Genomic DNA, 25,841 nt, shown 5'->3' with positions numbered 1-25,841 from the left:
CAATGAGCACATTCGCCATCATCGGAAGCGGCCCCATGGGCCTCATGGCAGCGCTGGAGCTACTCAAGCAGGGCCACCAGGTCGACGTGTATGAACGCGACGACCGTATAGGCGGCATGTCGGCCGACTTCGATTTCGATGGCCTGCGCATCGAGCGTTATTACCACTTCATATGCAAGACCGACTACCCGCTGTTTTCTCTGCTCGATGAGATGCAGCTGTCGGACCGTCTGCACTGGACGGATACCAAGATGGGGTATTTTTACCAAGGCAAACTGCACAAATGGGGCACACCCTTTGCGTTGCTCGGCTTCCCGCATTTGGGGCTGGTGGACAAGGTACGTTATGCGCTGCACGTTATGCATACCAAGGGCATCAAGGACTGGGCGGCCTTGGACAAGGAGAACGCGCGCGACTGGATCACCCGCTGGATCGGCCCCAAGGCCTACAAGGTAATGTGGGAGAAGGCCTTCGCACTGAAGTTCTTCGAGTACCAAAACGACTTGTCAGCATCCTGGATCGGCACGCGCATCAAGCGTGTGGCGCTGTCGCGGCGCAATCTTTTGAATGAAAGCATGGGTTACTTGGAGGGGGGGTCAGCGGTGCTGCTCGACCGGATGGCGACAGAGGTCCGTCGCCTGGGCGGCAACATCCTACTGAGCCAGCCGATTGAGGAGGTCACGTCCAAGGACGGCAAGGTAACAGGCATCCTCACGCCGGAAACGCACAAGGCTTATACCAATGTGATTTCTACCGCACCTATCCAGTACGTACCCAAGCTGGTCCCCGGTCTGCCTAGGGACTATGCCGACAAGATTGCCGTCATCGACAACATCCCGGTAGCTTGCGTGATCCTGAAATTGTCGCACCCGGTCAGCGAAAACTTCTGGATGAACATCAGCGATGAGCGTATCGACATCCCTGGCCTGATCGAATACAGCAACCTCAACCCCGGCAGGGGTCCGGGGGAGCACATCGTGTATGCGCCTTACTACATGCCCAAGACCCATCCCAAGTGGCAATGGACCAACCAGCAACTCATCGACGAGGTGATCAGCTACTTGCCGATGATCAATCCAGTATTCAAGCCGGAATGGATCCGGGCAACCCATTGCCACCGGTATGAGTACGCCCAGACAATCTGTCCGCCAGGCTTCCAAGACATGCTGCCGTCGATGCAGTCTCCTCTTGCGGGATTCTTCATGGCGGACACAGCCTACTACTATCCGGAAGACCGCTCGATCAATGAAAGCATCGCCGTAGGCCAGACGTTGGCCCGCTTGGCAGCCCAGGGTGCTGCCGGCAAGTGAAGGCTACCATTCCGTCTCGTCAGTTCATCCTGTTTCTGTTTGCAGGCGGTCTTGCCGCGGCGGTCAACTTCGGGTCGCGCATCGCTCTTAGCCACTGGATGGACTATGTGCCTTCGATCATCATTGCCTACCTGTTGGGTATGATGTCGGCATTCATGCTCAACAAGCTGTTCGTTTTCAGCGAAGCTCGCAATCGTCTCCACCATCAGGTCATGTGGTTCATCTTGATCAATCTGGTGGCTGTGGTGCAGACGATCGTCATCAGTCTCCTGCTTGCGCGATGGCTGCTGCCTGCCATCGGTGTGGATTTCCACAATGAGACCATCGCCCACAGCATCGGCGTCGTCGTGCCGGTGATCACCAGTTACCTCGGGCATAAGCGATTTTCGTTCAAAACCTGAACCGCGTTCGCACACCGGCGGGCATTCCTGACAAAGCTCGCAGGCCGGCATTCCACGCGGTGGCTGAGCAGGCATCACGCAATGCAGGGCGGTCGCTTCGTATCCTGTGGTCGACGGCGGGCGTTGAAGTTACCGGAGCGCGGCATGTCACATCGATCGTCACTTTGAGCAGGGGAAACTTCCGGTGAACCAAAACAGTTCCGACAATCGATTTACTGACTCGAAACCGCTGCCACCGCTGTCCGAGCGGAGCCTGGGCCACTGGCGGGGCCTGCTTTCTGCGTGGTGGCTGCTTGGTGGCCTGGTTATTCTGCTCAGCACGATTTTCGGCGTCGCGCAGCACTTTTCGTCCACGATCTATATGGACGAGTGGGACGGAATGATTGGGTTCTGGCAGAAGCTCGGTAATGGAGACACGAGCGCATGGTGGGCACAGCACAATGAACATCGGATCGTGTTGACCCGCGCCCTGTTCTGGCTGGACCTGCACTTTTTCAAAGGGCAGGGCTATCTGCTGATTCCGGCAAATGTGATTTTGCACCTGGCCATCGCTGCCGTTTTCATCGTTGCATATATTCGCTTTGCCACGCAGCGCCATTCACTTGCCGTCGTCGTCGGCGTAGTGCTTACCGGACGTTTTCTATGGATGCAGGACGATAACCTGACATGGGGTTTCCAGAGTCAGTTCATCGCTGTCTACCTTTTTGCCATCGCCTCATTCCTTGCATACAGCCGATCCACTCGGGAAGGACCCCTGACACCTCAGGTGCTTGGTCTGGTGCTGGCATTTACCTCAATGCTCAGCATGAGCAATGGCCTGATCGCGTTTCCCGTTCTGGTAGTCATGTCCGTCATGCTGCGGTTGACATGGAAGCACAGCCTCGTTGCGATTGCGGCCATGGGCGTTGCATGGGCGCTGTATTTTCATGGTTACCGAAGCCCCCCTTATCATGCATCTCCAGTGGACGGCATCCTGCACCATCCGATCGACGTCATCCATTACGCGCTGAATTTTCTGGGTTCCCCAGCGGCATTTCTCGGCGCTGGCCTGCATGCGCCACTGATCGTCGGCATGCTACTGCTGATGACAGTGACGACCATAGGTGTTTTGCTGGTGCGGCGTGGCGAGCTCAACAGCTACCGCTTATACATCGGAGCCACCTTCGCGTTCGCGGCGGCAGCCGCCCTGTTGGCAGGCAGTGGCCGATACAACCTGGGCCTCGACACCGCGTTCACCAGCCGCTATACCACACCTGCGTTGATCGCCTGGCTGAGTGCGTTTCTGCTGTTTGCGGACGTTGCCAGCAAGACGCGCTTCTGGACTGTCGTCGCGGTACTTGGCGTACTGGTACTGCCCGCGGGTTTATGGAGCCAGCGCATCATGATGACCATGCCGCCGCAGCCGTTCTACCGTGATGTTGCAGTGCTGGGCGTCAAGATGGGGATCCGGGATGGCAGTTATATCGACTGGATGTACCCGCGCAACGGTCAGGATATCGTCGTATCACTGATGAATTATGCCGACAAGGAAGGATTGACTGTCTACGGCAAGGATTGGGTTCGAAACATCGGAACGCTTGAATTCTCGCGCGATCGGCTGGACGCCACCGCATGCAAAGGCTCACTGGATGATGCCAAGCATATCGATGGCGCCTGGTTGCTCAACGGTTGGGCATTGGCCGAAGGAGACCGGAAGGCAAAGCTTATCGTGCTCACCGGCCAGGATGACGCCACTGTGGGCTATGGCGTGCTCGGTGAGGTACGCCCCGACGTTGCCAAGGCCGTGGCAGGCGCCTCCGGCACGACCGGCTGGCGTGGCTATGTGATCTCCGCCAACGGCCAGGTGAGCGCATGGCTCTATACGCGAGGGCGGTTCTGTCCCCTGGCTTCGAATATCGATTTCAGGCCCTGAATTACCCTGACAAGCCCAGCGCCTTCGCCTGTCCATCGCGCCTGACCTGATTGCAGGCTGCCACCTGATCTAGCGCCCCACTCCCAAAGGCCGAAGATAAAGACGATGTCCTTGTAAAAGCGCAGGTATTCGGACACGGCGATGCACATTGCGTCCGACCATGAACGGTCGGCGCAGGAAAACCCGCATCTGATTGGCAAATAAGTTCCCCCAAAATGAGACACAGAACGACCGCATCTTGCCCTGATTCGAGTCAGCGTAGTGCGGTCGCGATGTCCATCTATTTCCTGATGTCACGTTTTTGGCCACACACAATGATCGCCCTGAAGAGCGATCTGGCATAAGTTTCCCAAGGGAAGCCGGTTGTTTTGGCGCGCTCTAAATCAGTATCACTCCGATACCAGGGAGCGCAGTTTCCGTGCTATCCGTTGTGCAAGGTCTGCATGCTTGCGGACAGTGAAGTAACCCTGCGGCAACACGCTGGGATCGTCGACGAATGTGACCGATTCAGCCAAGGGCCCGATCTCCCGTTCCACGAACGCCGGCGGCATCGCTGCCCAACCATAGTTAGATGCCTGTAGCACGTCTGCATTCCCCGCGACGGCTGCATACACATGCTCACCTGCGGCATAACGGCGGCGAGCTTCCGCAGGATCGGCAAACATCCTTGCGTAGTCCTCCTCGTACTGGTTGCGTCCGCTCCCTTTGAGCGAACACGCTTGGCAGAGCTCGAGGAAATGATCCGTGGTGGTTGTCATCACCAGCGTACCGCCCGGCCTGAGCACCCGCATCAATTCGGACAACCAGAACGTAGCGGATGCAGCGGACAAGTGCGAGAACACGGAAAAGGCGTACACGACGTCGAAGTAGCTATCGTTGTAAGGCAATCGTGCGTTTGGGCCGATCTGGCTCAGATTGCCCCTCACCCCGGTGGAACGGGCAACCTCGAGAATGGCGTCGTCGACGTCAACCCCGTGCAGGTTGGGTGCACCCACGTCATTAAGGAAAAACCGGATGATGCGTCCCCAACCAACGCCGAAATCGAGCACACGTGAGCTGCGTTGCAAAGGATAACTGCCGGATTTCACGATTTTGTAGAACGTGAATGCTTCTGCCAAGGCGACTTCGTTGGATTTGCCAACGAACACCTCCTGCTGATAGACAGACGGAAAACCGGGCAACCCGAGCGAGGAGTCATTGATTGAACGGAGAAGACGCTCATACCACTGCTGATCATCCATTACCATGCTCCGTTGATCGAACCAGTTAGGAAGGCAGGACGAAAATCCCCTGATTTTCGTAACTCTCGTGTCGTAAAGCAGCGCTTGGCGAACGCGTGGTAGCTGCGAAAAAACCTGCCTGCTCCACCCAAAGCACAAACAAGCGCTCAATCACATGCGCCAGCGTAGCATCCCGCTGCCCCGCTTCCGGGTCAAACTCGCTTAATCCGATGCTTCGCGCCCGAAGTGCACTCAGCGCGGCGGGACGGAACCAGAACATCGTACCTGCGAAAAAACCAAGACGGATCCGCTTTTCTTCGATGCCGGTCTCGGCTGCAAGAACACGCAGGCGCTCCTCGTTGCCCCCCCAAAATCTTGCGTTGCTGAGGTAAGCCGACTCTGGACCGACGATGCCGCATGCCGGATGATCATCAAAAGCGCGAAGCACTCTCAGAACGTCGAACGACGATCCCAGCAACGCCTTCATCAGATCATCGCGCCACTGTCCGCCGCCATCGTGGTAGACACTCTTCTTCGAATGTATCTTGCATACCGCGTCGTAGCGATCGAGCAGCCCTGTGTTGAGCAGGCTGATGAATGGCCCAACATCGCGTCCAATATTAGGATGGATGAATACGGATGCCCGGATCTTGTGCTCCTGAAAGTAACGAACCGCAATTCGCCGGTCGGAAATCGACTTCACAGACACGAAGACATCGTAATCGACGATCACGTTACGCATATAGGCGCAAATCGAATCGATCAGATCGATATGAAATAGATGCAGGACGATCGCAAAACGAGAGCTTAGACTTTCTGCATCTATTGCTCCCACACCGTAACGTTCCAGCTCATCCGAAGCGGGAGAATCGTCTCCAGTAACGATCGGCATGATGTTCTTACGTGTCTGGCGCATCCGCGCGACTTCACGCTCTATCATCGCCCGCGCATCCGCATCGGGAATGACGCTTGCCAACTCCACATCGAGCACGCCGTTCGGATCTTCGCGAAGCACTTCGCTCTTGATAAAACCAAACCGGCGATACAGCTCGTCCCAGTGGTAATGAGCGGGATTGGCCTGGAGCACTCCCTGTTTGCTCGGCGCTGCGATCAGAGCGTTGACACCTTCGCGCAGCCGCTTGCGCTTTATTCTGGCCGCCGCCACCCGCTTTGCGGTTGCGTCAGGGCGATACGCAACTCCGATCTTCGCACCGTGACTGAGCAGCCATTGGGTCAGGCCGACTTCATAGGAAAGGATGATTTCCCACTTATCGTCCAGTACGCGGACATTTCTCCAGAAACGATCGAAATAATGAGTGAAGAAAGCACTCTTGCGAAACACAAGGAAATAGGACTGGAGATGGCGACTGACCTGCAACGACTCGGTCATTCCCCAAACATCGCATTCGACGTCGCGCATCTGTGCGAACGCCTTGCCGATGCCACCTTGATCGATTGTGACCACGCTGTCATTGGCGATGATCAGCTCATCGTAGGAGTACAACGCCTCGACGGCAAAGATGCCTGTACGAAACGAGTAGAAATCATAACCGACATTTTCACGCACGATCACCGTGATCCGCTGATCCAGACCCATCGCCTGTTCGTATGCCAGCCGTGTCGATACCAAGACAATCCGCTCGGCGTGCAGCAACAACTCATCGAGCAGGCGCCGAGTGAACTCTGTAAGCAGGCCTTCCGCATCGAAGTGGGCGACGACCGCAACCCGACGCGCGGCAGTCATCGGTTCCATACCTGGTAAACCTGGACGGCGAACTCACGAAATCGCGGAAAGGGCCGCAATACCCTTCCGATCAGGGAACGCACCCGGGAGGGTTTAATGAGCGGAGTTTCCAGGGGCTTGGCACGGCGCAGCTCTGCGGAGAGCAGAACTACTTCGTTGACGAGACGGTCGCGGTCATCCAACAACTCCGTCGTACGTTCGCCACCTAGTGCGCGAAGCAGCGTACCGTCTTTGAGGAGATCGTCAAGATCGGGACGTCCTCCTGTCACGGCCGCATGCGTTGCTTCAAGATAGGCCAGGCCATGCTTCAGATCGGGCTCTAGATGGCAGCCCTCCCCCCACTCGTTCCACGCATTGATGAAGATTAGTTGATCTTCGGGTGCATTGTTGACACGCGTATAGTCCACCAGCCGACCAAGCCAGTACTGATAGATCGATGGCGATGAATTCAACAGAATATGGGAGGTGTGCTGACGCCTTGCGGTGTTGTCCCACGAAGGTACGATTCCGCGGTACCAGCGAAAATCGGGCTTGTCGCGACTGATCGACTGCGCGACGACCTTCCGGTAGTCGGCCATGCCGCCCCGGAAGTCCGGGTTGATCATATCGACATGATGGGTCACCCGGTTTTCGGAACCGAGGAAGGTGTGAGGTGGAAATTCGACGGCAGCATCGAAACCCCAGTCGCGAGGGTCGACGATCCCGTAGAACTGCACAGCGACCAGGTGGATCTCGCCGATGCCGTGCTGCCGTGCGACATCGCGCCAGCGCTCGGCGGTCTGTTTCGAATCGGGGAATAGGTCTGCACGGTAGACGAGCAACATTGGCTTACCGTCCACCCGGATCGCCCGGCGGTCGCTCAGCAGCGGGAGGATGTCCTCGAGAAACCGACGATCTTCATCCTCGCCATGCTTCTGCTCCAACAGCACGTCCTTCTCCATGCCGTCCCAGGTCCGCGTCCAGTTCTCATTCGCCCAGCAGATACAGAAGGGAAAATCGATGTCGCTCTTCAGGTAGTTATCGATCGGCAGCTCGAGAATACGGCGCCCATCGAACCAGTAGTAGTAGAAGCAGAATCCGTGGAGACCATACAGCTTGGCGAGCTCGGCCTGCGCTCGCATGTTGTCGACAAGGCGAAGATCGTAGAAACCAAGTTCACGAGGAACGTGCGGCTGATAATGGCCAACGAAGTTCGGCCGCCCCTTGGCTACATTGGTCCACTCAGTGAAGCCGGGCCCCCACCACTCTGAGTTTTCAGCCACTGGATGGTATTGCGGCAGGTAAAAGGCAATTGGCTTTACAGTCGACATTGTTATCCCAAAAATTCGGATAGATCCCGGTTAGCGGGACACTTTTCAGGCTGGAAGCAGAAAACATCCCGCTACAGACTGATTGATCGTACATGACCAGGGAATTCCCCTGGCCTAGTATCGTTGTCAGCAAGCAACGAGACCGAGGTGAAAAGCACTCTCAGCAGCTAATCAGCGACGCCACCAACGCTGCTGAAGAAGCACTTTATCCAGTTTCTGCTCACTACTCTCCAAACGCGGCAGCACCAAGGCTTTCATCTCGTTCATCGCTTGCGCCCGCTCTTCTGCAATTGTTCGCTGCAGCTCTGCAGACGCTAACGAATTCTGTGTGAACTGCTCAATCTGCTGTTCCAATTGCTGGGCATGCAGAGACTGTTGCTGGGACTGCTGCTCCAACTGCTGAACCTGCTGCTCAAGTTGCAGGACACGCTGCTGACGCATTTGCTCCTGCTGGGTCAGGGCTACAACCTGACCACGCGCATCTGCGAGACCCGCATAGACGCGTTCAATCTCCTCCATGTTCTTGACATTGCGACCAAGCACGTCGAACACCCGATTGATCAGAGCAAATCCGCCGGCCGCAGCGGCGTCCGCCAACTCCAGCAATGCGGAGTTGCGCTCACTGCCCACCAACAGGACACCCAAACCATGTGTATGGGTGAACTCAAATGCCGGATATTGCTGACTGATTTCAGCCCAGTACTTCCAGACACCAAAACCACGCTCACGCACACAGGTATCATGAAATAGTACGACGGCGCGACTGGTCAGCTTTGGAAGCCATGTTTCAAAATCTTCACGGACCGCTTCATAGGTGTGCAAGCCATCGATGTGCAGCAAGTCGATGGAATCATCGGCGAAGTACTCTAGCGCTTCGCTGAAGCGCATCCGCAGCATTTCGGAGATACCGGGATAATTACGCTGCTGATAGCCACGCAATTGGTTATAGATATCGTCGCCGTAGAAGCCGGCGTGTTCGTCCCCTTCCCAGCTATCAACTGCGAACACACGGGACGTCAGCTCCTGCTCATCGACCGCTTGGCAGAAGGCGAGGAAGGATGCACCGGTGTGCGTGCCCAGCTCCACGATAGACTGTGGACGGAGTTGCTGCACAAGCCAGGACGCGAACGGGACATGCCCCAGCCATGCACTGAAGGGGACCGACCGCGGAGCGATCAACATGCTGGGAGATAATGGAAAGTCGATCATGAAACGGTCTGGTTGGCGAAAGGAGAAGAAGTGGAATCATCGCCGGCAGATGCAGCGGCGATAAAAGCACCGAGATCGTCGGCGCACAGAAGGGACTCGAATGCACGGATTTTCTCAATTGGCCACTGCCACCAACGGATCTCCAACAATCGTGCGATGACCTGCTCGTCAAAGCGCATGCGTACAACGCGCGCGGGATTGCCAGCGACAATGGCATAAGGCGGCACGTCCTTGCTGACGACGGCACCAGCACCGACGCATACACCATCGCCCACGGTGACGCCGGAAACCACAATGGCGCCATGCCCGATCCAGACGTCGTTACCTATGACCGTCGGGCCCTTTGTATGCGGATGTCCATCTTGGCCGGCACCCGGGGAATTCAGTGCGATCCGTAGGGGGTAAGTGGTAACCCAATCCAGGCGATGTTCGCCACCACCGAAGATGAGCACACCATCAGCGATCGAACAAAATGCGCCTATATCGATGCGCTCACCCTCGCTCCATACTTTGAATTGCGGATTCCCGTAGGTGAAGCGCCCGACGGAAATCCGCGGATCGTCCGTTACCAGTGGCGGAATGAATCCGCCGCGCTCCGTTATCGACGGTTGAGCGGATTCGTCGTTCATGACGTGGCACCTGTCCGCTTCATGGTCACCTCATCGAACGGGATTCCCACCAGCCCATAACGCAATCGGGGCGAGGCAACACGAATCAACACTGCGTCATGCAGCCAGGCATGCTGGGTATTGGCGTACGGATCACCATCGGCGATGGAGACCGTCATGGAGTATTCGCCATTGGGCAGGAGCGGCAGGGTAAAGCGGAAAGACGCCTCCAAACCGGTGTCAGCCTCTACCTGCATGGGCGGCTGCACATAGGTATAGGTGTGTTCGCCGAACAACGACTGGCCAAGCCGGTCCTTGACGAAAAAGCCGATCAGCGGACTCTGCAGCGGCTGGTGCGCGGTGGCCCGAACCTTCAACACGACGTCCTCGCCACCTGCAAAGGAAGTGAAGGCCTCGCCCTGATCGTTGCAGAGCGTCACCGAATCGATACTGGCAACGCCAGACTGCCATCCACCCGAGTTGGCCACGTTGTCGAACAGCTCGACCTTCAAGTCCTTTTCAATGCGCACCGGAGACGGTGCCTTCGACTCGCCTTTCCCCGCCTGGCGCGACTGTAGTTTGACTGTATCGCCGTATACTTCCTGGGAGCAGTATTCGATGTACGCATTGCAGGTCTCCTGCGCCGTACCATGCATCCGCATTTCACCACGATCCAGCCAGACGGCACTCTGGCAGAAATTCAGCACCGAAGATGTGTCATGACTGACGAACAGGAGCGTGCCGTTTTCGCGGAACTTGCGCAGGAAGCGCATGCATTTCTGTACGAAGATCGCATCACCCACTGCCAATGCTTCATCGATCACCAGAATGTCCGCATCGACATGAGCAATCACGGCAAATGCCAGTCGCACATACATGCCACTGGAATATGTTTTGACCGGTTGCTCTAAAAAATCCCCGATGTCAGCGAATGCCACGATATCGTCGTACTTGCTATCGATCTGCTCCCGCGACAAGCCGAGAATCGAAGCGCTCATGTATACGTTCTCGCGCCCCGTGAATTCAGGGTTGAAGCCAGCGCCCAACTCCAACAGCGCAGCGACACGGCCACGCACGGCGACCTCGCCAGTGGTCGGTTGCAACGTGCCGCAAATGATCTGCAGCAAGGTGGATTTACCCGAGCCATTGCGCCCGATGATACCCACCGTGTCGCCACGGCGTACTTCGAAGTTAACGCCTTTCAGCGCCCAAAACTCCCGATAGTGCGTATGACCAGGCTTGCCCAAAAAACGGGACAGACGCGGCAGGATTGCCTGTTTGAGCCGATCCTGCGGTTGCGAGTAGACCTGGTAGCACTTGGTGACATCCGACACGCGGATCGCCAAATCTGCCTGGCTCTGGGCTGATTGCTTAGATGACATCGGCGAATCCTCGGCGCAGCTTTTGAAAGCACAAATAGCCAAGCCAGGCCAAGAACGCAGCAAAGACTATGTATTTGAACAATCCGACGAAGTCAGGTGCGATACCCCATATCAGGACATTCCGCGTCTGTTCGATGATGAAGGTGAGGGGATTGAGGTAGATCCATCTACGTAGCCCTTCGGGCAATGACGTCACAGGATAGAAGACCGGCGCCAGAAACAGCAGGATCGTGGTCAGAATGCCCGTCATCTGTCCGATATCGCGAACGAATACACCGAGTGCTGACAGCATCCATGCCAATCCCATGGTCAGCATCACCAGCGGAAACAGTACCAGCGGAAGGTATATCACCGTCACCGGCAACGTCCCGCGAATCAACAATTGTGCAAGCAGCAGTACCGCTAACGAGACCAACGCATGGAACAGCGCGGCTCCCATTGCCACCCAAGGAAGCGTCTCCAACGGAAAAACGACCCGCTTGACATAGCTTGCATTGCCGACAATCAGAGTGGGGGCACGGTTTACGCATTCGGCAAAAATGCCATGTACTAAAATGCCAGCGAATAAAATGATGGCAAAATCGCTTTTGTGTGCCGTATCCACACCCCAGCGCGCGTTGAACACAACCGAAAATACGAAAGTGTAGACGGCAAGCATCAGGAGCGGATTGAAAAACGACCAAGCCAGACCCATCAGCGAGCCACGATAGCGGCTAATGACTTCACGCTTGGCCAATTGGTAGATGAGCACGCGATTGCTGACAAAACTGCGCACCATCGCCAAGGGAGAACCCGAGGCGACGATGGAAGACGAAAGCATCTGATTCATGCGGCCACTCCGGAGAGTGCCGCGGCCAGATCCGCCCGCAGATCCCCCACATCCTCAACCCCCACGCTCAACCGCACCAGCGCATCGCTGATACCGAGCTGGTCGCGGCGGGCCACGGGAATGGAGGCGTGCGTCATGACGGCGGGATGGTTCACCAGGCTTTCCACACCGCCGAGCGATTCGGCCAGGGTGAACAGCTCGGTCTTTTCGCAGAAACGCTTGGCTGCCTCAAACCCGCCCTTGAGCACGATCGAGACGATGCCGCCGAAGCCGGACATCTGGCTTTTCGCAAGCGCATGCTGCGGGTGCGAGGCAAGGCCCGGGTAAATGACCTTTTCAATCGCAGGGTGGGTTTCCAGCCACTGCGCCAGCGCCAGGGCGTTCTCGCAGTGCGCGCGCATGCGCAGCGGCAAGGTCTTCAATCCGCGTAGCGCGAGGAAGCTGTCAAACGGGCCTTGTACGCCGCCGATGGAGTTCTGCAGGAACGCCATTTGTTCGGCAAGCTCGGCGTTGTCGCCAACCACCGCGATGCCGCCGACCATGTCCGAGTGGCCGTTGAGGTACTTGGTGGCCGAATGCACGACGATGTCCGCACCAAGGTCGAGCGGGCGCTGCAGCATCGGCGAGGCGAAGGTGTTGTCGACCACGATCAGCAGGCCGTGCTTGCGGGCGATGGCGGCAATTGCCGCGATGTCGACCAGCTTGAGCATCGGGTTGGTCGGGGTTTCGATCCACACCATCTTGGTGCCGGGGCGGATCGCGGCCTCAAACGCAGCCGGGTCGGTCAGGTCGACGAAGCTGAAATCCAAACCGGCGGTGCGACGGCGCACACGCTCGAACAGGCGGAAGGTGCCGCCGTACAAGTCGTCCATCGCCACCACGTGGCTGCCGGCATCCAGTAACTCCATCACCGTGGAGGTGGCGGCCATGCCCGAGGCGAACGCGAATGCGCGCGTGCCGCCTTCCAGCGCGGCAACGCAGCGCTCGTAGGCGAAGCGCGTGGGATTGTGGGTGCGCGAATACTCGAAGCCCTGGTGCTCGCCGGGGCTGGACTGCGCGTAGGTGGACGTCGCGTAGATCGGCGGCATCACCGCGCCGGTGCTCGGATCTGGCGACTGCCCTCCATGGATCGCCAGCGTTGCGAGCGACAGCGCGCGCTCGCCGTCATGGCTATGAGTGGTGCGGTTGGACATGGAGGTTCCCGAAAAAGTGGGCGATTGTAACAAGCGGGTCTGAATGGCCCGTGCCGCGCGTCTCATCCGAGCGCGCGGCGGTGCGGGGTCACTGCACGCGGCGGCGCAGGTAGTTGAGCAGGTCGATACGGGTGATCAGGCCGAGAAACTGGCTGCCGTCCATGACGATGGCGACCTGGCCGCGGTCGAACACGGGCAGCAGCGCTTCGATCGGCGATGCGACGTCCAGGCGATCCAGCTTGCTGACCATGGCAGTGGAAATCGGGTCGCGAAAGCGCGCCTCGTCGCCATACACATGCAGCAGCACGTCGCTCTCGTCAACGATGCCGACCAATTCGCCATCGTCGATCACCGGCAGCTGCGACACGTCATACAGCTTCATGCGCTGATAGGCGGTGGTCAGCAGGTCCTTCGGGCCCACCACCACGGTATCGCGCTTGTTGTACGGGCGCAGGATCAGGTCGCGCAGGTCGCCGTGTTGCGGGCGTTCCAGGAAGCCGTTGTCCAGCATCCAGTAGTCGTTGTACATCTTCGACAGGTACTTGTTGCCGGTATCGCAGACGAACACCAGCACGCGCTTGGGCGTGGTCTGCTCGCGGCAATACTTCAGCGCCGCAGCCAGCAGCGTGCCGGTGGACGAGCCACCGAGGATGCCCTCTTTGGCCAGCAGCTCGCGTGCAGTGTGGAAGCTCTCCGCATCGCTGATGGAATAGGCCTTCTTGACGCGCGAGAAGTCGGAGATGTCCGGCAAAAAGTCTTCGCCGATGCCTTCGACCAGCCAGCTGCCGGACTTTTCGCTGACTGTCCCCTCTTCGATGTACTGGGTCAGGATCGAGCCGACCGGGTCGGCCAGCACCAGCTCCGTATGCGGCGAGGCACTGGCGAAGGCGCGCGACAGGCCGGTCATGGTGCCGGAGCTGCCGCAACCGAACACGATGGCGTCCAGTTGGCCGTCCATCTGCGCCAGGATCTCCGGACCGGTGCCGAATTCGTGCGCAGCCGGGTTGTCCGGGTTGCCGAACTGGTTGATGAAGTAGGCTCCCGGCGTCTCGGCAGCGATCTTGGCGGCCAGGTCCTGGTAGTACTCCGGGTGGCCCTTGGCCACGTCCGAGCGGGTCAACACCACGTTGGCACCCATGGCCTTGAGATTGAAGATCTTCTCGCGGCTCATCTTGTCCGGCACCACCAGGATCAACTGGTAGCCCTTCTGCTGCGCGACCAGGGCCAGGCCCAGGCCGGTGTTGCCGGCAGTCCCCTCCACCAGGGTGGCGCCAGGCTTGAGATCGCCGCGCTGTTCGGCCGCTTCGATCATCGACAGACCGATGCGGTCCTTGATCGATCCGCCAGGATTATTCGCCTCCAGCTTGAGGAACAGCTCGCAGACGCCGGTGTCCAGGCGCTGGGCCTTGACGATCGGCGTGTTGCCAATCAGTTCGAGTACGGAGGAATGAATCGCCATCGGGATATCGTCGCTGCGCCACGCGGGCTAGACCGGTCATTATCCGACGAACGGCCGGGGAATGCTCATTCAGCCTTGAAACGAGTGCGCCAGCCGATGAACGAACAGGCTCAACCGCGACGCAAACCCGCCCTTGGCCAGGAACGCAGCGCTGCAAACAAAGACGCGGACGGTGGCAAGCCGACGAGGAGGCCGCCACCGCCCGCGACGGTGAACTTGTTCTAACGGTGGGGAAGGAATCAGTGCGTGAGCTGGTCGTACATGCGGGTGAGCTTTTCTTTGGCCTGCAACTTCTCTCGCTTCATCTGGCCCAAGGTCACGTCGTCGATCGGGAGCACCCCGAGTTCGGCATCCATGCACTTCTTGTTCAATAGCTTGTGGCGTTGGTAGAGCTGCTTGAACTGGGGATCGGACTTCATCAATGCGTCGATTTCGGTCTGCGGTTGCCCTTCGAACATGGCGTTACCTCCTTCACTGAAACAAGAACGCCCCGGCCAACGAAGGCGCGGGGCGGAGCTTGGGAATGGAAGACCAACGCGTTGCAAAGGCCGACACACGGGCGGAACCACCAACAACCACTCCACCCTCTTGCATCGTTGCGTGCCTCTGCATCACTGGCCCGGCCCTCCGTATCTTCCCGGACGGCGGAGTTGCTGCCCGGAGGTACGACCCTACGCCGGTCGCGGAGGGGGTTCAAGACCGAAACCGCTGCATCCGCCGTTCCCTGCCTCAATCAGTGACCGCGGTTCAACCAGGCGTCATACCCGGGTTAAAAGGCCTTAACTTCCAATCACTTGCAACGAATGCCGTCAGGGCGCGACAACGACCTCGGCCGCGCGCGTCTTGCTGGCCGCGCCTTTGGTGCCGGTGACCTGCAGCCGCGCAGCCGCCACGCCGCCTGCCACCAAGGCGTCGCGCAGCGCTTCGGCACGCTTCTTGGCGATGGCTGCGTCGGTGTCAAACCCGACGATGCTGACCCGGCCCTTCTTGCCGATATTCAGATATTCGGCCAACGCCTTGGCCTGCCCTGCGGCATCGCCGGACAACGCCGCCTTGCCACCGAAGGCGCCACTGCCCAGGGAGAACACTTCGCCCCGGTTATCCACCTTGGACGCCGGCAGCTTGGCGCCAGCCACTAGCTCGGCTTCTTCATGGGCAAGTTGAAGGGCTTTTTGCTGAGCGGCATTGAGCTTGGCAGTCTGCTTGCCGGCCACGCTGGTCAACGCCAACTCGGCATCCTGGCGGGCGAGCGCTTCCTGTTCGGCGGACTGACGTGCCTGCTCGGCCGCCTCGGCCTGGATCTGCGCCTGCACGCGCAGGCGTTCGGCCTCCTGGCGCGCCCGTGCGGCGTCGCGGCGGCTGGCCTCGATCAGCAGATCGTTGCGCGTGCCGTCCAGGCGGTCCAGCTCGCGCCGCGCCAGCGCAGTGCGGGCGGTGAGCTCGGCGATCTCGACCCGGCGGTCGGCAAGAAACACCAGTTCGTCGCGGTCGCGCCGCTTGGCTTCGGCCAGCGCGGCCACGGTCTGCTGGGCCTGCAAGCGCTCGTAGCGGGCCAGGTCGCTGGTCTGCGGGTCGTTCTGCAGCGCCGCCAGGCGCCGATTGAGCGCGTCGGCCTGCGGGTCGTCCTTGGCCGCCATCGCCAGCGATGGCAGCGTGGCCAGGCTCAGCACACCGATATACAGGAAGGGGCGCAGTTTCATCGGCCGCTCTCCCCGGTGTTGAGGGTGTTCTGCAACTGCGCCACTTCCTTTTTGCGCTGTTCCAGTTGGGCGGTGACCACCGCCTCTTCGCTGCGTGCCTTGGCCAGGTCGGCATCGGCGGCGGCGCGCAGGGCGATCTGCGGCACCTGCTTGCGCTGGCGCTTGTCCAGTTGCGCCTGCTGGGCCTGCATCAGTTCCTGGCGTGCCAGGTTGACCAGATCCGGGGCGTATTGGTCGGCATCGGCCTGGGTGGCGCGTTGCACCGCCTGTTCGGCGGCGGTGAGCTCCGGTGCCACCTGAGCGGCGGCCGGAGAGGAAAGAACCATGAAACAGGCGATGCCATACAGGGATCGCCGCAAGTATGCGAAGCTAGCCGTCATTAGGGGAGCCGTAGCGAGAAGTCTCGAGCACGGCCATTGTCGGAAGCCTGCGGCGGACTTGCAACGAGACGCTGCTGTTTGTTGGGGAACCATTGCGCATGGATATCGGCTACTTCCTGAAGCTGATGACCGAAAAGAATGCCTCGGACATGTTCTTGACCACCGGCGCGCCGGTGTACATCAAGATCGAAGGCAAGCTCTATCCGCTCGGCAATACGGGGCTGCCGCCGGGGATGGTCAAGAAAATCGCTTACTCATTGATGGACGAAGGCCAGGTGCCGCAGTTCGAGCGCGAGCTCGAGCTCAACATGGCCATCGCCCTGCCCGACGCCGGCCGCTTCCGCGTGAACGTGTTCAAGCAGCGCGGCGAGGTGGGCATGGTGATCCGCGCCATCCGCAGCCGGATCCCCAGCATCGAAGAGCTCAACCTGCCGCAGGTGCTCAAGGACGTCATCATGACCCCGCGCGGGCTGGTGCTGGTGGTCGGTTCGACCGGCTCGGGCAAGTCGACCTCGCTGGCCTCGATGATCGACCACCGCAACAGCACCACCACCGGTCACATCCTCACCATCGAGGACCCGATCGAATATCTGCACAAGCACAAGATGTCGATCGTGAACCAGCGCGAGGTGGGCCTGGACACGCATGCCTTCCAGAGCGCGCTGAAGAACGCGATGCGCGAGGCGCCGGACGTGATCCTGATCGGCGAGATCCTGGATGCAGAGACGATGGAGGCGGCGATCGCCTTCGCCGAGACCGGTCACCTGTGCCTGGCCACGTTGCACTCCAACAACGCCGACCAGACCATCGAGCGCATCCTCAATTTCTTCCCCGAGAGCGCGCACAAGAACGTGCTGATGAACCTGGCGCTGAACCTGCGCGCCGTGGTGTCGCTGCGCCTGGTCAAGGGTGTGGACGGACGCCGCCGGCCGGCGACCGAAGTGCTGCTCAACACGCCAATGATCCGCGACCTGCTGCGGCGCGGCCAGGTGCACGAGGTCAAGGCGGCGATGGAAGAATCGCTGGAAGAAGGCATGCAGACCTTCGACCAATGTCTGTTCCGGATGGTCAAATCAGGGGAAATCGAGCAGGAAGAAGCGCTGCGCGCTGCCGACTCGCGCGATGGCCTGGCGCTGAAGTTCCGCCTCTCCGAAGGCGGCTCCGGCGAGCACGACCCGTATGCGGATTACGAAGTGGCCTCGGCGCCGAAGATCAGTCACGGGTTCATTTGATCGGTCGGGTCGCCAGAAACGATAGGCGGCCGCACGGATCAGCCCTGGCTGTCGGCGCTGCGTGTTCCCAGCCTGTTGCCGCTTGCACAAGCTCCCTCATCCGGCCCTTCGGGCACCTTCTCCCGCGTGCGGGAGAAGGAGGATTGATGGCCTCCCGCTTGCGGGAGAAGGCAGATCGGCGGCCGTGCAATGCTTCTGGAACGCCGGCTACGAGCCCTTCAAACTTGCATTGCGACGTCGGCCAGGCATCGCGACATCCGCCCGATCGGATGAGTGGTTGATTGCCCTTCTCCCGCACCATGGGAGAAGCTGCCCAAAGGGCGGATGGGTGGCTGCCTTTCTCCCATACCACGCCAGAAGGTGCCCGAAGGTTGATTGCCCTTCTCCCGTACCACGGGAGAAGGTGCCCGAAGGGCGGATGAGGGCTGCAGCGTGTTTACCCTCACGCCACCGCATCGACCTGCATCTCGGGCCGTGCCGCATCGAAGGCCGGTAACGCCAGGCAGGCCTGCTCGATGCGTCGCAGGGTGGGATACAGCGTTAGATCCACCCCGAACCGATGCGCGTTGTAGAGCTGCGGGATCAGCACGCAATCGGCCAAGCCCGGCGTGTCGCCATGACAGAACGTGCCGGTGTGCGGATCGCTGGCCAATCGGGATTCCAGCGCCGCAAAGCCCTGCCGCATCCAATGCTGCGTCCAGTCCTGGCGTTGCGCGGCATCCACCTGCCAGGTGCGTTCAAGAAACTGGGTGACGCGCAGATTGTTGAGCGGATGCACATCGCAGGCGATGACCTGGGCCAGCGCGCGCACGCGGGCGCGGTCGGCCGCAGCTGCCGGCAATAGCCGCGCGCTGTCTGCAAAGGCCTCCTCCAGATACTCCAGAATCGCCAGCGACTGCGGAATCACCACCGCACCGTGGCGCAGCGTCGGCACCAACTGCTGCGGATTGAGCTGCGCATAGGTCGCAGCATGCTGCTCGCCGCCGTCGCGCACCAGATGCACCGGATGGGTGACATAGGCCAGCGACTTCAGCTGAAGCCCGATGCGCACGCGATACGCTGCGCTCGAACGCCAGTACGAAAACAACTCCAGCGCCGCGCTCATGCGCGCCCGCCGGTGACCGCGCCCGCCGGCAGGACGCTACGCGTCATGGCAAGGGCTGCCGTTCGACGCGCTGTTCGATCGCGCCGAAGACGCTGGCGCCGCCGGCATCGCACATCTCGATCCGCACCACATCGCCGAACGCCATGAACGGCGTGCTCGGCTTGCCATCGCGCAAGGTTTCGACCACACGCTGTTCGGCGAAGCACGACGCGCCCAGCGTGGTGTCTTCGTTGGCGATGGTACCGGACCCGACGATCGTGCCGGCCGACAACGGGCGGGTCTTGGCGGCATGGGCGATCAGCTGGGCGAAATCGAACTGCATGTCGTTGCCCGCTTCCGGCGCACCGAACCAGGCACCGTTGACATGGGTCACCAGCGGCAGATGGACCTTGCTGTCGCGCCAGGCATCGCCCAGCTCGTCGGGGGTGACGAACACCGGCGACAGCGCCGAGCGCGGCTTGGACTGCACAAACCCAAACCCCTTGGCCAGCTCGGCCGGAATCAGGTTGCGCAGCGAGACATCGTTGACCAGGCCGATCAGCTGGATATGCGTGGCCGCCTCTTCGGACGAGGCACCCATCGGCACGTCATCGGTGATGACCACGATTTCCGCTTCCAGATCGATGCCGTACTCCTCGCTGATCACCTTGATGGCATCGCGCGGGCCGTAGAAGCCGGCGCTGGTGGCCTGGTACATCAGCGGGTCGGTGTAAAAGCTCTCCGGCACCTCGGCATTGCGCGCGCGGCGCACGCGCTCGACATGCGGCAGGTAGGCGCTGCCATCGACGAACTCGTATGCGCGCGGCAGCGGGGCGGCCAAGGCCTGCATATCCAGGTCGAAGACCCCGTCGGCACTGCCGTCGTTGAGCGAGGCGGACAAGGCGTTCAAGCGCGGCGCCACATTGCTCCAGTCTTCCAGCGCGCGCTGCAGTGTCGGCGCGATGCCAGTGGCGCGCACGGCGGTGCGCAGGTCGCGCGCGACCACGATCAGGCTGCCGTCGCGGCCGCCTTCCTTCAAGGAACCTAGCTTCATGACCATCCTGTGCTGTGGCTGATCGGTCGATTGTACGGCCTGTCGCAACAGTAGTTGCACCTGAAACAACTGACCGTGACCACAACCGCGGTGACGGGATTTTGTGCAGCGCGCCAAACGCGAGTACACTTGCCGGGTCTGCATGCGGCCGTCCGTTTCCCTTAGGGACAGCCGGCGAGGCCAGGATCGATCGATCCGCTCGCCCGCCCCACCCGACGCCTTTCGTGGTGCCGACAAACCCATCGCTCTTTGATCGGGTTGATCCACCATCTCGCAGCGCGGTTCACGGGAACGCTCCGAGCCTCACTTGCTTTTGCATCTGCAATGCGTTTGCGCTCCGGGCTTGGCTTGGTGGCGACGCTTTACTTGGAGCTTCCTGATGTCTTTTGAATCCCTGGGCCTGGCGCCCTTCCTGCTGCGCGCGTTGGCCGAGCAGGGCTACGAAACCCCCACTGCGATCCAGCAGCAGGCGATCCCGCTGGTGCTGGCCGGTCATGACCTGCTGGCCGGCGCGCAGACCGGTACCGGCAAGACCGCCGCGTTCGGCCTGCCGCTGCTGCAGCACCTGGGCACCAGCCCGCAGCCGGTCAACGGCCCGCGCAAGCCGCGCGCGCTGATCCTGACCCCGACCCGCGAGCTCGCCACCCAGGTGCACGACAGCCTGCGCGGCTACAGCAAGTACCTGCGCATTCCCAGTGCCGTGATCTACGGCGGCGTCGGCATGGGCAACCAGCTCGATGCGCTGCGTCGTGGCGTGGACCTGCTGATCGCCTGCCCGGGCCGGCTGATCGACCATATCGAGCGTCGCAGCGTGGACCTGTCCGGCATCGAAGTGCTGATCCTGGACGAAGCCGACCGCATGCTCGACATGGGCTTTCTGCCGTCGATCAAGCGCATCCTGACCAAGCTGCCGCGCCAGGACCGTCAGACCCTGCTGTTCTCGGCCACCTTCGAAGAGAACATCAAGCAGCTGGCGCTGGAATTCATGCGCAACCCGATGCAGATCCAGGTCACCCCGAGCAACACCGTGGCCGAGAGCATCACCCACCGTGTTCACCCGGTCGACGGCGCGCGCAAGCGCGATCTGCTGCTGCACCTGCTGGCGCAGGACAGCCGCGAGCAGACCCTGGTGTTCGCGCGCACCAAGCACGGCAGCGACAAGCTGGCGCTGTTCCTGGAGAAGTCCGGCATCAAGACCGCGGCGATCCACGGCAACAAGAGCCAGGGCCAGCGCATGCGCGCGTTGAGCGACTTCAAGGCCGGCCGCGTGACCGTGCTGGTGGCCACCGATATCGCCGCGCGCGGCATCGACATCGACCAGTTGCCCAAGGTCATCAACTACGACCTGCCGATGGTGGCCGAGGACTACGTGCACCGCATCGGCCGCACCGGCCGTAACGGTTCCACCGGCGAGGCGATCTCGCTGGTGGCGCAGGACGAAGCCAAGCTGCTGCGCCAGATCGTGCGCATGCTGGGCCGCGACGTGGAAATCCGCGACGTGCCGGGCTACGAGCCGCAGACCCCGATCCGTTGGGGCAATAGCGCACCGGGCCGCGCCGAGCAGCCGGGTGGCGATCGCGCACCGCGCAAGAGCCACGCCCGTCGTCCGCATGGCGATGCACCGCGTCAGGCGCATGCGCATGCCGGTCCGAAGAAGCCAGGTGGCCAGCGCAGCAGCGGGCCGCGTCAGGCCAATGCGGGCGCGGGTGCAGGCCGGCGCGACGGCCGTGGCGGTGCAGGCCGTCCGGCCAACCGCGGCGCCTGATAGACACCGTCTGCTGAGCACAAGGGCCGCCATGCGGCCCTTGTTGCATCGGGCACGCCCGGTCCGGACCGGCCGGCGCCTACCCTTCCCTTTCGTTACCGCTTGCCGATCACCGTCATGGATATTTTCAAAGTCTTTACGCTCGAAGCCGCGCATCGGCTTCCCAATGTGCCGCCCGGCCACAAGTGCGCCCGGCTGCATGGGCATTCGTTCCGGGTCGAGCTGCATGTCAGCGGCGAACCGGATGCCGACACCGGCTGGATCATGGATTTCGGCGACATCAAGGCCGCCTTCCAGCCGATCTACGACCGCCTGGACCACCACTACCTCAATGACATCGAGGGGCTGGAAAACCCGACCAGCGAGCGGCTGGCGATCTGGATCTGGCAGCAGCTCAAGCCGGCGCTGCCGCAGTTGAGCGAAATCGTGGTGCATGAAACCTGCACCTCCGGGTGTCGCTATCGCGGTTGATCGGTAGCGCAATCCTGTGACCTGAAGCCGCCGGCCAGGCGGCTTTTGTCATTTGAGTAGCCGGCTAACCTGTTGATGAAAAAGCACTTCTGCAGCCGTTTTGAAAATCTTCAGAAAACGCGTTGCATCGCAGCAAGAACGGCGTATGCTGCGACGCAACAAACGGTCACGGCTTTCCCCAAGGGGTTCGCAATGTCGGCGCAGTTCGAAAACGGCTTTACCCGTCAGTTCGCCTCTGCCGCAGCACGTGCCAATCAGCTGGCATTGGACACGCTGGAGCAGAACGTCAACGCAACCACCACGTTCTTCGGTGAGTTTGCGCAGGCACGCGACCTGGGCGCCTACCAGACGCTCTGGCCGAAAGGCCTGCAACTGGCCCGCGACAACCTGGAACGTCTGGCGTCGGTCAATCAGGAAGTGGTCGGGCTGGGCTTGAAGATGTCCAACGCGCTTGGGCAATTCACCAAGCAGCAGTTCGAAAACGGCAGCGATCAGGCCGGCGCAGCAAGCAAGACCCGGCGCAAGTAACCGCCAATAAAATTCAGCGTCTTTGCATGGGCCCCTCCCCCCATGCAATCCGGCCCGACAGATCCCTCCCTCTGTCGGGCTTTTTTATTGCCTGCGCGCTGCGCGCAGTGACAGCTAGCGCGGCAGCTGCAGCCCCTGTGCCTGGGCAGCTGCGTCGGCGCCCGGTCGCCACGGGATCCGTCCCCAGCACGGCATTGCCAGCCGCTGGCGCAGCATGGAGATGTTCTCTTCGACACGCTCCATCTGCGGATCGACTTCATTGGCGATCCAGCCGATGCATTGCAGTCCATCGGCAGCAATGGCAGCAGCGGTGAGGCGGGCATGGTTGATGCAACCCAGCCGCACGCCGACCACCAGCACAACCGGCAGCTGCAATGCACGCACCAGATCGGCTTGATCCAATGTCGCGCTCAGCGGCGCGGCCCAACCGCCGACACCTTCCACCACGACCACCTCGGCCTGCGCGCGCAATTGCGCGAAGGCCTGCGCGATCGGCTCCAGCGACAGCGTCACGCCGACGTCAGCTGCGGCCAGTTCCGGTGCCAGCGGCGCGGGCAAGGCGTAGGGATTGAGCGTGGCGTACGCTGGCTGCGGATTGCTGGCCGCCTGCAGGGCTAGCGCGTCTTCGTTGCGCCAGCCCTGCGGCGTGTGCTCGCAGCCGCTGGCCACCGGCTTCATGCCCACCGCGGTGCGCCCATGTGCGCGCAACGCGTGCAGCAGCGCGGTACTGCCCATGGTCTTGCCGATGCCGGTATCGGTGCCGGTGACATAAAAAGCCGGGTGCTGCATACGCCTGGTCCTGCGGCCGCGCCGCCATTGCCGTGGGGCGCGCAGCATAACGCGCGCATCGGACATGCGGTTGAGGTCGGTTACTCCTCACTTGTCTGCGGGATGTGCTGCCCATCAGCAGGCTTGCTGGGTGAGGACGCGTCGACACCCGCCGTCATGGCCAGGGATATCCAAGCGCTACAGCGGAGGTGCCGTGCTGCGCCTGACGAGGTCTGCGCGTCGTGTTGCCGGCAGGCCGATGCGGTCCGCGGATGGCAGGGCGTTGCGCGTGTTCCGCACCGTCGCAACCACGCTGCAAACAGCCGCTGCTAAACTTCGTCGATGTTCGCAACCTCTTCGCTGACCGGCAGCAAGCCGGAACAATACGCCCAGCTCACCGCCCAGGCCCAGGCACTGGTGCACGGCGAGCCGGACCGGATCGCCAATGCCGCCAATCTGGCCGCACTGATCTTCAATTCGCTGCCGTCGCTCAACTGGGCCGGCTTCTATTTCTACGATGGCCGCGAGCTGGTGGTGGGGCCTTTCCAGGGTCTACCGGCGTGCGTGCGCATTCCACTGGACAAGGGTGTGTGCGGCGCGGCTGCCAGCACCCGGCAAAGCCAGCGTATTGGCGACGTGGACGCGTTTCCCGGGCATATCGCCTGCGATTCGGCATCGCGCTCGGAACTGGTGATTCCGCTGGTCAAGGGCGATGCGTTGATCGGCGTGCTGGATCTGGACAGTCCGGAGCTGAATCGCTTCGACGCGGACGATCAGCGCGGCCTGGAAGCGCTCGCGCAAGTCTTCGTCGGCGCGCTGGCGTGACCACCGAGCGGATGCGCAACATCGGCCCGAAGAGCGCGGCGTGGCTGCGCCAGGTCGGGCTGCGCACGCAACAGGACCTGCAAGCGGTGGGTGCGGTGGGCGCGTTCGTCAAGGTGCGGCGCGCGGGCTTCAAGCCCAGCCTCAATCTGCTGTATTCGCTGGAAGGCGCGTTGGCCGATTGTCATTGGCAGGATGTGCCGGAAGCACGACGTCATGCATTGCTGGCCGAATACGAAGCCGCTAGCGCACTTCTGCCTGTGCGAGGCCGCGCCGTCGGCGGACCGGTGGAAACCGTGCACTACGCGCGCGCCGACAACGACGATACGCACGGCGATGCAGACGCCGCGTCTGACGCCGATGACGCTGCGGATACAGACCAAGCACGGGACGATTAATGTAGCTGTCGCCGCTCAGTGATCGGTTGATCGATGCAGTCCGATTTTGTACGGCTGCATGCACGCGCTAATGCATGCAGCATTGCTTCGCAATCGCGTAGCCGGTTTAGAGGCTGAAGCCCGATCGTGCCTGATCACATCAACACGTTGGCTGTGCGTGGCTTATCGCGGTGAAGTCTGCGAGCCGCTGCGTGGAGCAGGCGCGTATTGAATCGTTATCCGATCAGTGCCAACGCCTGCGCTTGCGCCTGATGCGGTGACGTATGCAGACGTCACATCGATCATACGCATGGCGTGATCATCGATTACTGCAACGCAAGCAGCTCACGCATGTCGTCGACGATGGCCACCGCACCGGAGCTTTGCACATCGAAACCGCGCAAATAGCCGTAGCGCACCATCGCCAGCGGCATGTTCGCAGCGTTTGCGGCCGCGGCATCGGTGGCCGAATCGCCGACCATCAGGCATTGCTGCGGGCTGCGCTGGAAGTGTTTGGCAAGCTGCAGCAGCGGCGCCGGGTCGGGCTTGCGCTGCGGCAAGGAATCACCGCCAAGCACACTGCTGAAGTGTGCGGCGATGCCCAGATGTTCCAGCAGCGGCGCGATAAAACGCGCGGGTTTGTTGGTGCATAACGCCAGCGTGGCGCCGGCATCGCGCAAGCCCGTCAGCGCTTCGGCAACGCCGGGATATAACTGCGGATTGTGCAGCAGGCTCGCCTCGTAATGGCGCATCATCACCGGCATTGCCGCATCGGCGTCGCGCGTACTGCCGGCTTCGCGCAATGCGGTGGCCAGCAACACATGCACGCCTTCGCCGATCCAGCGACGGATCGTGGCTTCGCCGAACTGCTGCAGCCCCAGCTCCTGCAAGGTGCCGTTGAGCGCCTCGGCGATATTGGGCGCGCTGTCCACGAGCGTGCCGTCCAGATCGAAGATCACCAGCGAATACGGAAACATTCGGACGGCCTCGTGTGCGGGGGAGTGGCAGTGTACGCAGCGCAGGATTCAGCGTGTGTCACCGCGAGCGCTGTGGATTGCTCGCTGAATAAGTTGATGCGGTCAG

At 61.0% G+C, this 25,841-nt stretch carries 25 protein-coding genes; 9 read left to right on the top strand and 16 right to left on the bottom strand.

Annotated features, from left to right (window positions below):
* Nucleotides 1-2 precede the first annotated feature (2 nt).
* From M0D43_RS14935 to M0D43_RS14925, 3 genes are all read left to right on the top strand, one after another.
* Entirely contained in the window at nt 3-1,310 is a 1,308-nt protein-coding gene (locus M0D43_RS14935; RefSeq protein ID WP_260807329.1) for an NAD(P)/FAD-dependent oxidoreductase, read from the top strand.
* A complete protein-coding gene (locus M0D43_RS14930) occupies nt 1,307-1,711 on the top strand; it encodes a GtrA family protein (protein ID WP_115511608.1) in 405 nt (134 codons plus the stop codon). Before M0D43_RS14935 ends, M0D43_RS14930 begins: the two co-directional genes overlap by 4 nt.
* Before the next feature lie 184 nt (nt 1,712-1,895).
* The gene (locus tag M0D43_RS14925; RefSeq protein WP_260807328.1) at nt 1,896-3,623 is read left to right on the top strand and encodes a hypothetical protein; all 1,728 of its coding nucleotides are present in this window, start codon (nt 1,896-1,898) and stop codon (nt 3,621-3,623) included.
* A gap of 389 nt (nt 3,624-4,012) precedes the next feature.
* Here the strand turns inward: M0D43_RS14925 and M0D43_RS14920 are convergent, their stop codons facing one another.
* The 12 genes from M0D43_RS14920 to M0D43_RS14865 all read right to left on the bottom strand — a co-directional run bounded on the left by M0D43_RS14920 (nt 4,013) and on the right by M0D43_RS14865 (nt 16,657).
* Nucleotides 4,013-4,864 (bottom strand): class I SAM-dependent methyltransferase, encoded by an 852-nt coding sequence (locus tag M0D43_RS14920; protein ID WP_260807327.1) that lies wholly within the window; start codon nt 4,862-4,864, stop codon nt 4,013-4,015.
* 25 nt (nt 4,865-4,889) lie between these two features.
* A complete protein-coding gene (locus tag M0D43_RS14915; RefSeq protein ID WP_260807326.1) occupies nt 4,890-6,587 on the bottom strand; it encodes a rhamnan synthesis F family protein in 1,698 nt (565 codons plus the stop codon).
* Nucleotides 6,584-7,897 carry a glycosyltransferase WbsX family protein gene (locus tag M0D43_RS14910; protein ID WP_260807324.1) on the bottom strand — a complete coding sequence of 438 codons (1,314 nt, stop codon included), beginning with the start codon at nt 7,895-7,897 and terminating at the stop codon, nt 6,584-6,586. The genes M0D43_RS14915 and M0D43_RS14910 overlap by 4 nt, the downstream gene beginning before the upstream one ends.
* A gap of 171 nt (nt 7,898-8,068) precedes the next feature.
* Nucleotides 8,069-9,106: a class I SAM-dependent methyltransferase gene (locus M0D43_RS14905; RefSeq protein ID WP_260807323.1), complete on the bottom strand. Its 1,038-nt coding sequence runs from the start codon at nt 9,104-9,106 to the stop codon at nt 8,069-8,071.
* A complete protein-coding gene (locus tag M0D43_RS14900) occupies nt 9,103-9,735 on the bottom strand; it encodes a CatB-related O-acetyltransferase (protein WP_252162020.1) in 633 nt (210 codons plus the stop codon). The genes M0D43_RS14905 and M0D43_RS14900 overlap by 4 nt, the downstream gene beginning before the upstream one ends.
* The gene (locus M0D43_RS14895; RefSeq protein ID WP_252162019.1) at nt 9,732-11,096 is read right to left on the bottom strand and encodes an ABC transporter ATP-binding protein; all 1,365 of its coding nucleotides are present in this window, start codon (nt 11,094-11,096) and stop codon (nt 9,732-9,734) included. Before M0D43_RS14895 ends, M0D43_RS14900 begins: the two co-directional genes overlap by 4 nt.
* Nucleotides 11,086-11,925, bottom strand: coding sequence for an ABC transporter permease (locus M0D43_RS14890; RefSeq protein WP_252162018.1), 840 nt, complete (start codon nt 11,923-11,925; stop codon nt 11,086-11,088). The genes M0D43_RS14895 and M0D43_RS14890 overlap by 11 nt, the downstream gene beginning before the upstream one ends.
* Nucleotides 11,922-13,118 (bottom strand): cystathionine gamma-synthase, encoded by a 1,197-nt coding sequence (locus tag M0D43_RS14885; RefSeq protein WP_260807322.1) that lies wholly within the window; start codon nt 13,116-13,118, stop codon nt 11,922-11,924. Before M0D43_RS14885 ends, M0D43_RS14890 begins: the two co-directional genes overlap by 4 nt.
* Nucleotides 13,119-13,206: 88 nt before the next feature.
* On the bottom strand, nt 13,207-14,577 hold the full coding sequence (locus M0D43_RS14880; RefSeq protein ID WP_260807321.1) for a pyridoxal-phosphate dependent enzyme: 1,371 nt from the start codon (nt 14,575-14,577) through the stop codon (nt 13,207-13,209).
* A gap of 239 nt (nt 14,578-14,816) precedes the next feature.
* The gene (locus tag M0D43_RS14875; RefSeq protein ID WP_003484103.1) at nt 14,817-15,035 is read right to left on the bottom strand and encodes an HP1242/YdcH family protein; all 219 of its coding nucleotides are present in this window, start codon (nt 15,033-15,035) and stop codon (nt 14,817-14,819) included.
* A gap of 351 nt (nt 15,036-15,386) precedes the next feature.
* Complete coding sequence (locus M0D43_RS14870) at nt 15,387-16,277, bottom strand: coiled-coil domain-containing protein (protein WP_252162015.1); 891 nt, start codon at nt 16,275-16,277, stop codon at nt 15,387-15,389.
* Nucleotides 16,274-16,657 (bottom strand): DUF4398 domain-containing protein, encoded by a 384-nt coding sequence (locus M0D43_RS14865; RefSeq protein ID WP_010371890.1) that lies wholly within the window; start codon nt 16,655-16,657, stop codon nt 16,274-16,276. Before M0D43_RS14865 ends, M0D43_RS14870 begins: the two co-directional genes overlap by 4 nt.
* A gap of 98 nt (nt 16,658-16,755) precedes the next feature.
* Between M0D43_RS14865 and M0D43_RS14860 the strand changes: the two genes are divergently transcribed.
* Nucleotides 16,756-17,889 carry a PilT/PilU family type 4a pilus ATPase gene (locus M0D43_RS14860; protein WP_252162014.1) on the top strand — a complete coding sequence of 378 codons (1,134 nt, stop codon included), beginning with the start codon at nt 16,756-16,758 and terminating at the stop codon, nt 17,887-17,889.
* 442 nt (nt 17,890-18,331) lie between these two features.
* On the opposite strand, the gene maiA is transcribed toward M0D43_RS14860, so the two are convergent.
* Nucleotides 18,332-18,994: a maleylacetoacetate isomerase gene (gene maiA / locus M0D43_RS14855; RefSeq protein ID WP_260807319.1), complete on the bottom strand. Its 663-nt coding sequence runs from the start codon at nt 18,992-18,994 to the stop codon at nt 18,332-18,334.
* A gap of 43 nt (nt 18,995-19,037) precedes the next feature.
* Entirely contained in the window at nt 19,038-20,096 is a 1,059-nt protein-coding gene (locus tag M0D43_RS14850) for a fumarylacetoacetate hydrolase family protein (protein ID WP_260808277.1), read from the bottom strand.
* A gap of 310 nt (nt 20,097-20,406) precedes the next feature.
* Here M0D43_RS14850 and M0D43_RS14845 point away from each other — a divergent pair, with 310 nt between their 5' ends.
* From M0D43_RS14845 to M0D43_RS14835, 3 genes are all read left to right on the top strand, one after another.
* Entirely contained in the window at nt 20,407-21,792 is a 1,386-nt protein-coding gene (locus tag M0D43_RS14845; RefSeq protein WP_101362151.1) for a DEAD/DEAH box helicase, read from the top strand.
* A 117-nt stretch (nt 21,793-21,909) separates the two neighbouring features.
* Nucleotides 21,910-22,263 (top strand): 6-carboxytetrahydropterin synthase QueD, encoded by a 354-nt coding sequence (gene queD / locus M0D43_RS14840; RefSeq protein ID WP_101362487.1) that lies wholly within the window; start codon nt 21,910-21,912, stop codon nt 22,261-22,263.
* A 192-nt stretch (nt 22,264-22,455) separates the two neighbouring features.
* On the top strand, nt 22,456-22,791 hold the full coding sequence (locus M0D43_RS14835; protein ID WP_252162012.1) for a phasin family protein: 336 nt from the start codon (nt 22,456-22,458) through the stop codon (nt 22,789-22,791).
* Between the two features lie 114 nt (nt 22,792-22,905).
* On the opposite strand, the gene bioD is transcribed toward M0D43_RS14835, so the two are convergent.
* Nucleotides 22,906-23,580 (bottom strand): dethiobiotin synthase, encoded by a 675-nt coding sequence (gene bioD, locus M0D43_RS14830; RefSeq protein ID WP_252162011.1) that lies wholly within the window; start codon nt 23,578-23,580, stop codon nt 22,906-22,908.
* A gap of 321 nt (nt 23,581-23,901) precedes the next feature.
* Here bioD and M0D43_RS14825 point away from each other — a divergent pair, with 321 nt between their 5' ends.
* Both M0D43_RS14825 and M0D43_RS14820 read left to right on the top strand, forming a co-directional pair.
* Nucleotides 23,902-24,384, top strand: a complete 483-nt coding sequence (locus M0D43_RS14825; protein WP_252162010.1) for a free L-methionine (R)-S-oxide reductase MsrC — start codon at nt 23,902-23,904, stop codon at nt 24,382-24,384.
* The gene (locus M0D43_RS14820; protein WP_252162009.1) at nt 24,381-24,779 is read left to right on the top strand and encodes a TfoX/Sxy family protein; all 399 of its coding nucleotides are present in this window, start codon (nt 24,381-24,383) and stop codon (nt 24,777-24,779) included. The genes M0D43_RS14825 and M0D43_RS14820 overlap by 4 nt, the downstream gene beginning before the upstream one ends.
* Nucleotides 24,780-25,084: 305 nt before the next feature.
* On the opposite strand, the gene M0D43_RS14815 is transcribed toward M0D43_RS14820, so the two are convergent.
* Nucleotides 25,085-25,735, bottom strand: coding sequence for a phosphoglycolate phosphatase (locus tag M0D43_RS14815; protein ID WP_101362156.1), 651 nt, complete (start codon nt 25,733-25,735; stop codon nt 25,085-25,087).
* Nucleotides 25,736-25,841 lie beyond the last annotated feature (106 nt).

The organism is Xanthomonas prunicola (genome assembly GCF_025266575.1).
Classification (GTDB): domain Bacteria; phylum Pseudomonadota; class Gammaproteobacteria; order Xanthomonadales; family Xanthomonadaceae; genus Xanthomonas; species Xanthomonas prunicola.
The sequence above is the reverse complement of the archived record's forward strand: the minus strand, read 5'-3'. Positions and strand labels throughout refer to the sequence as shown.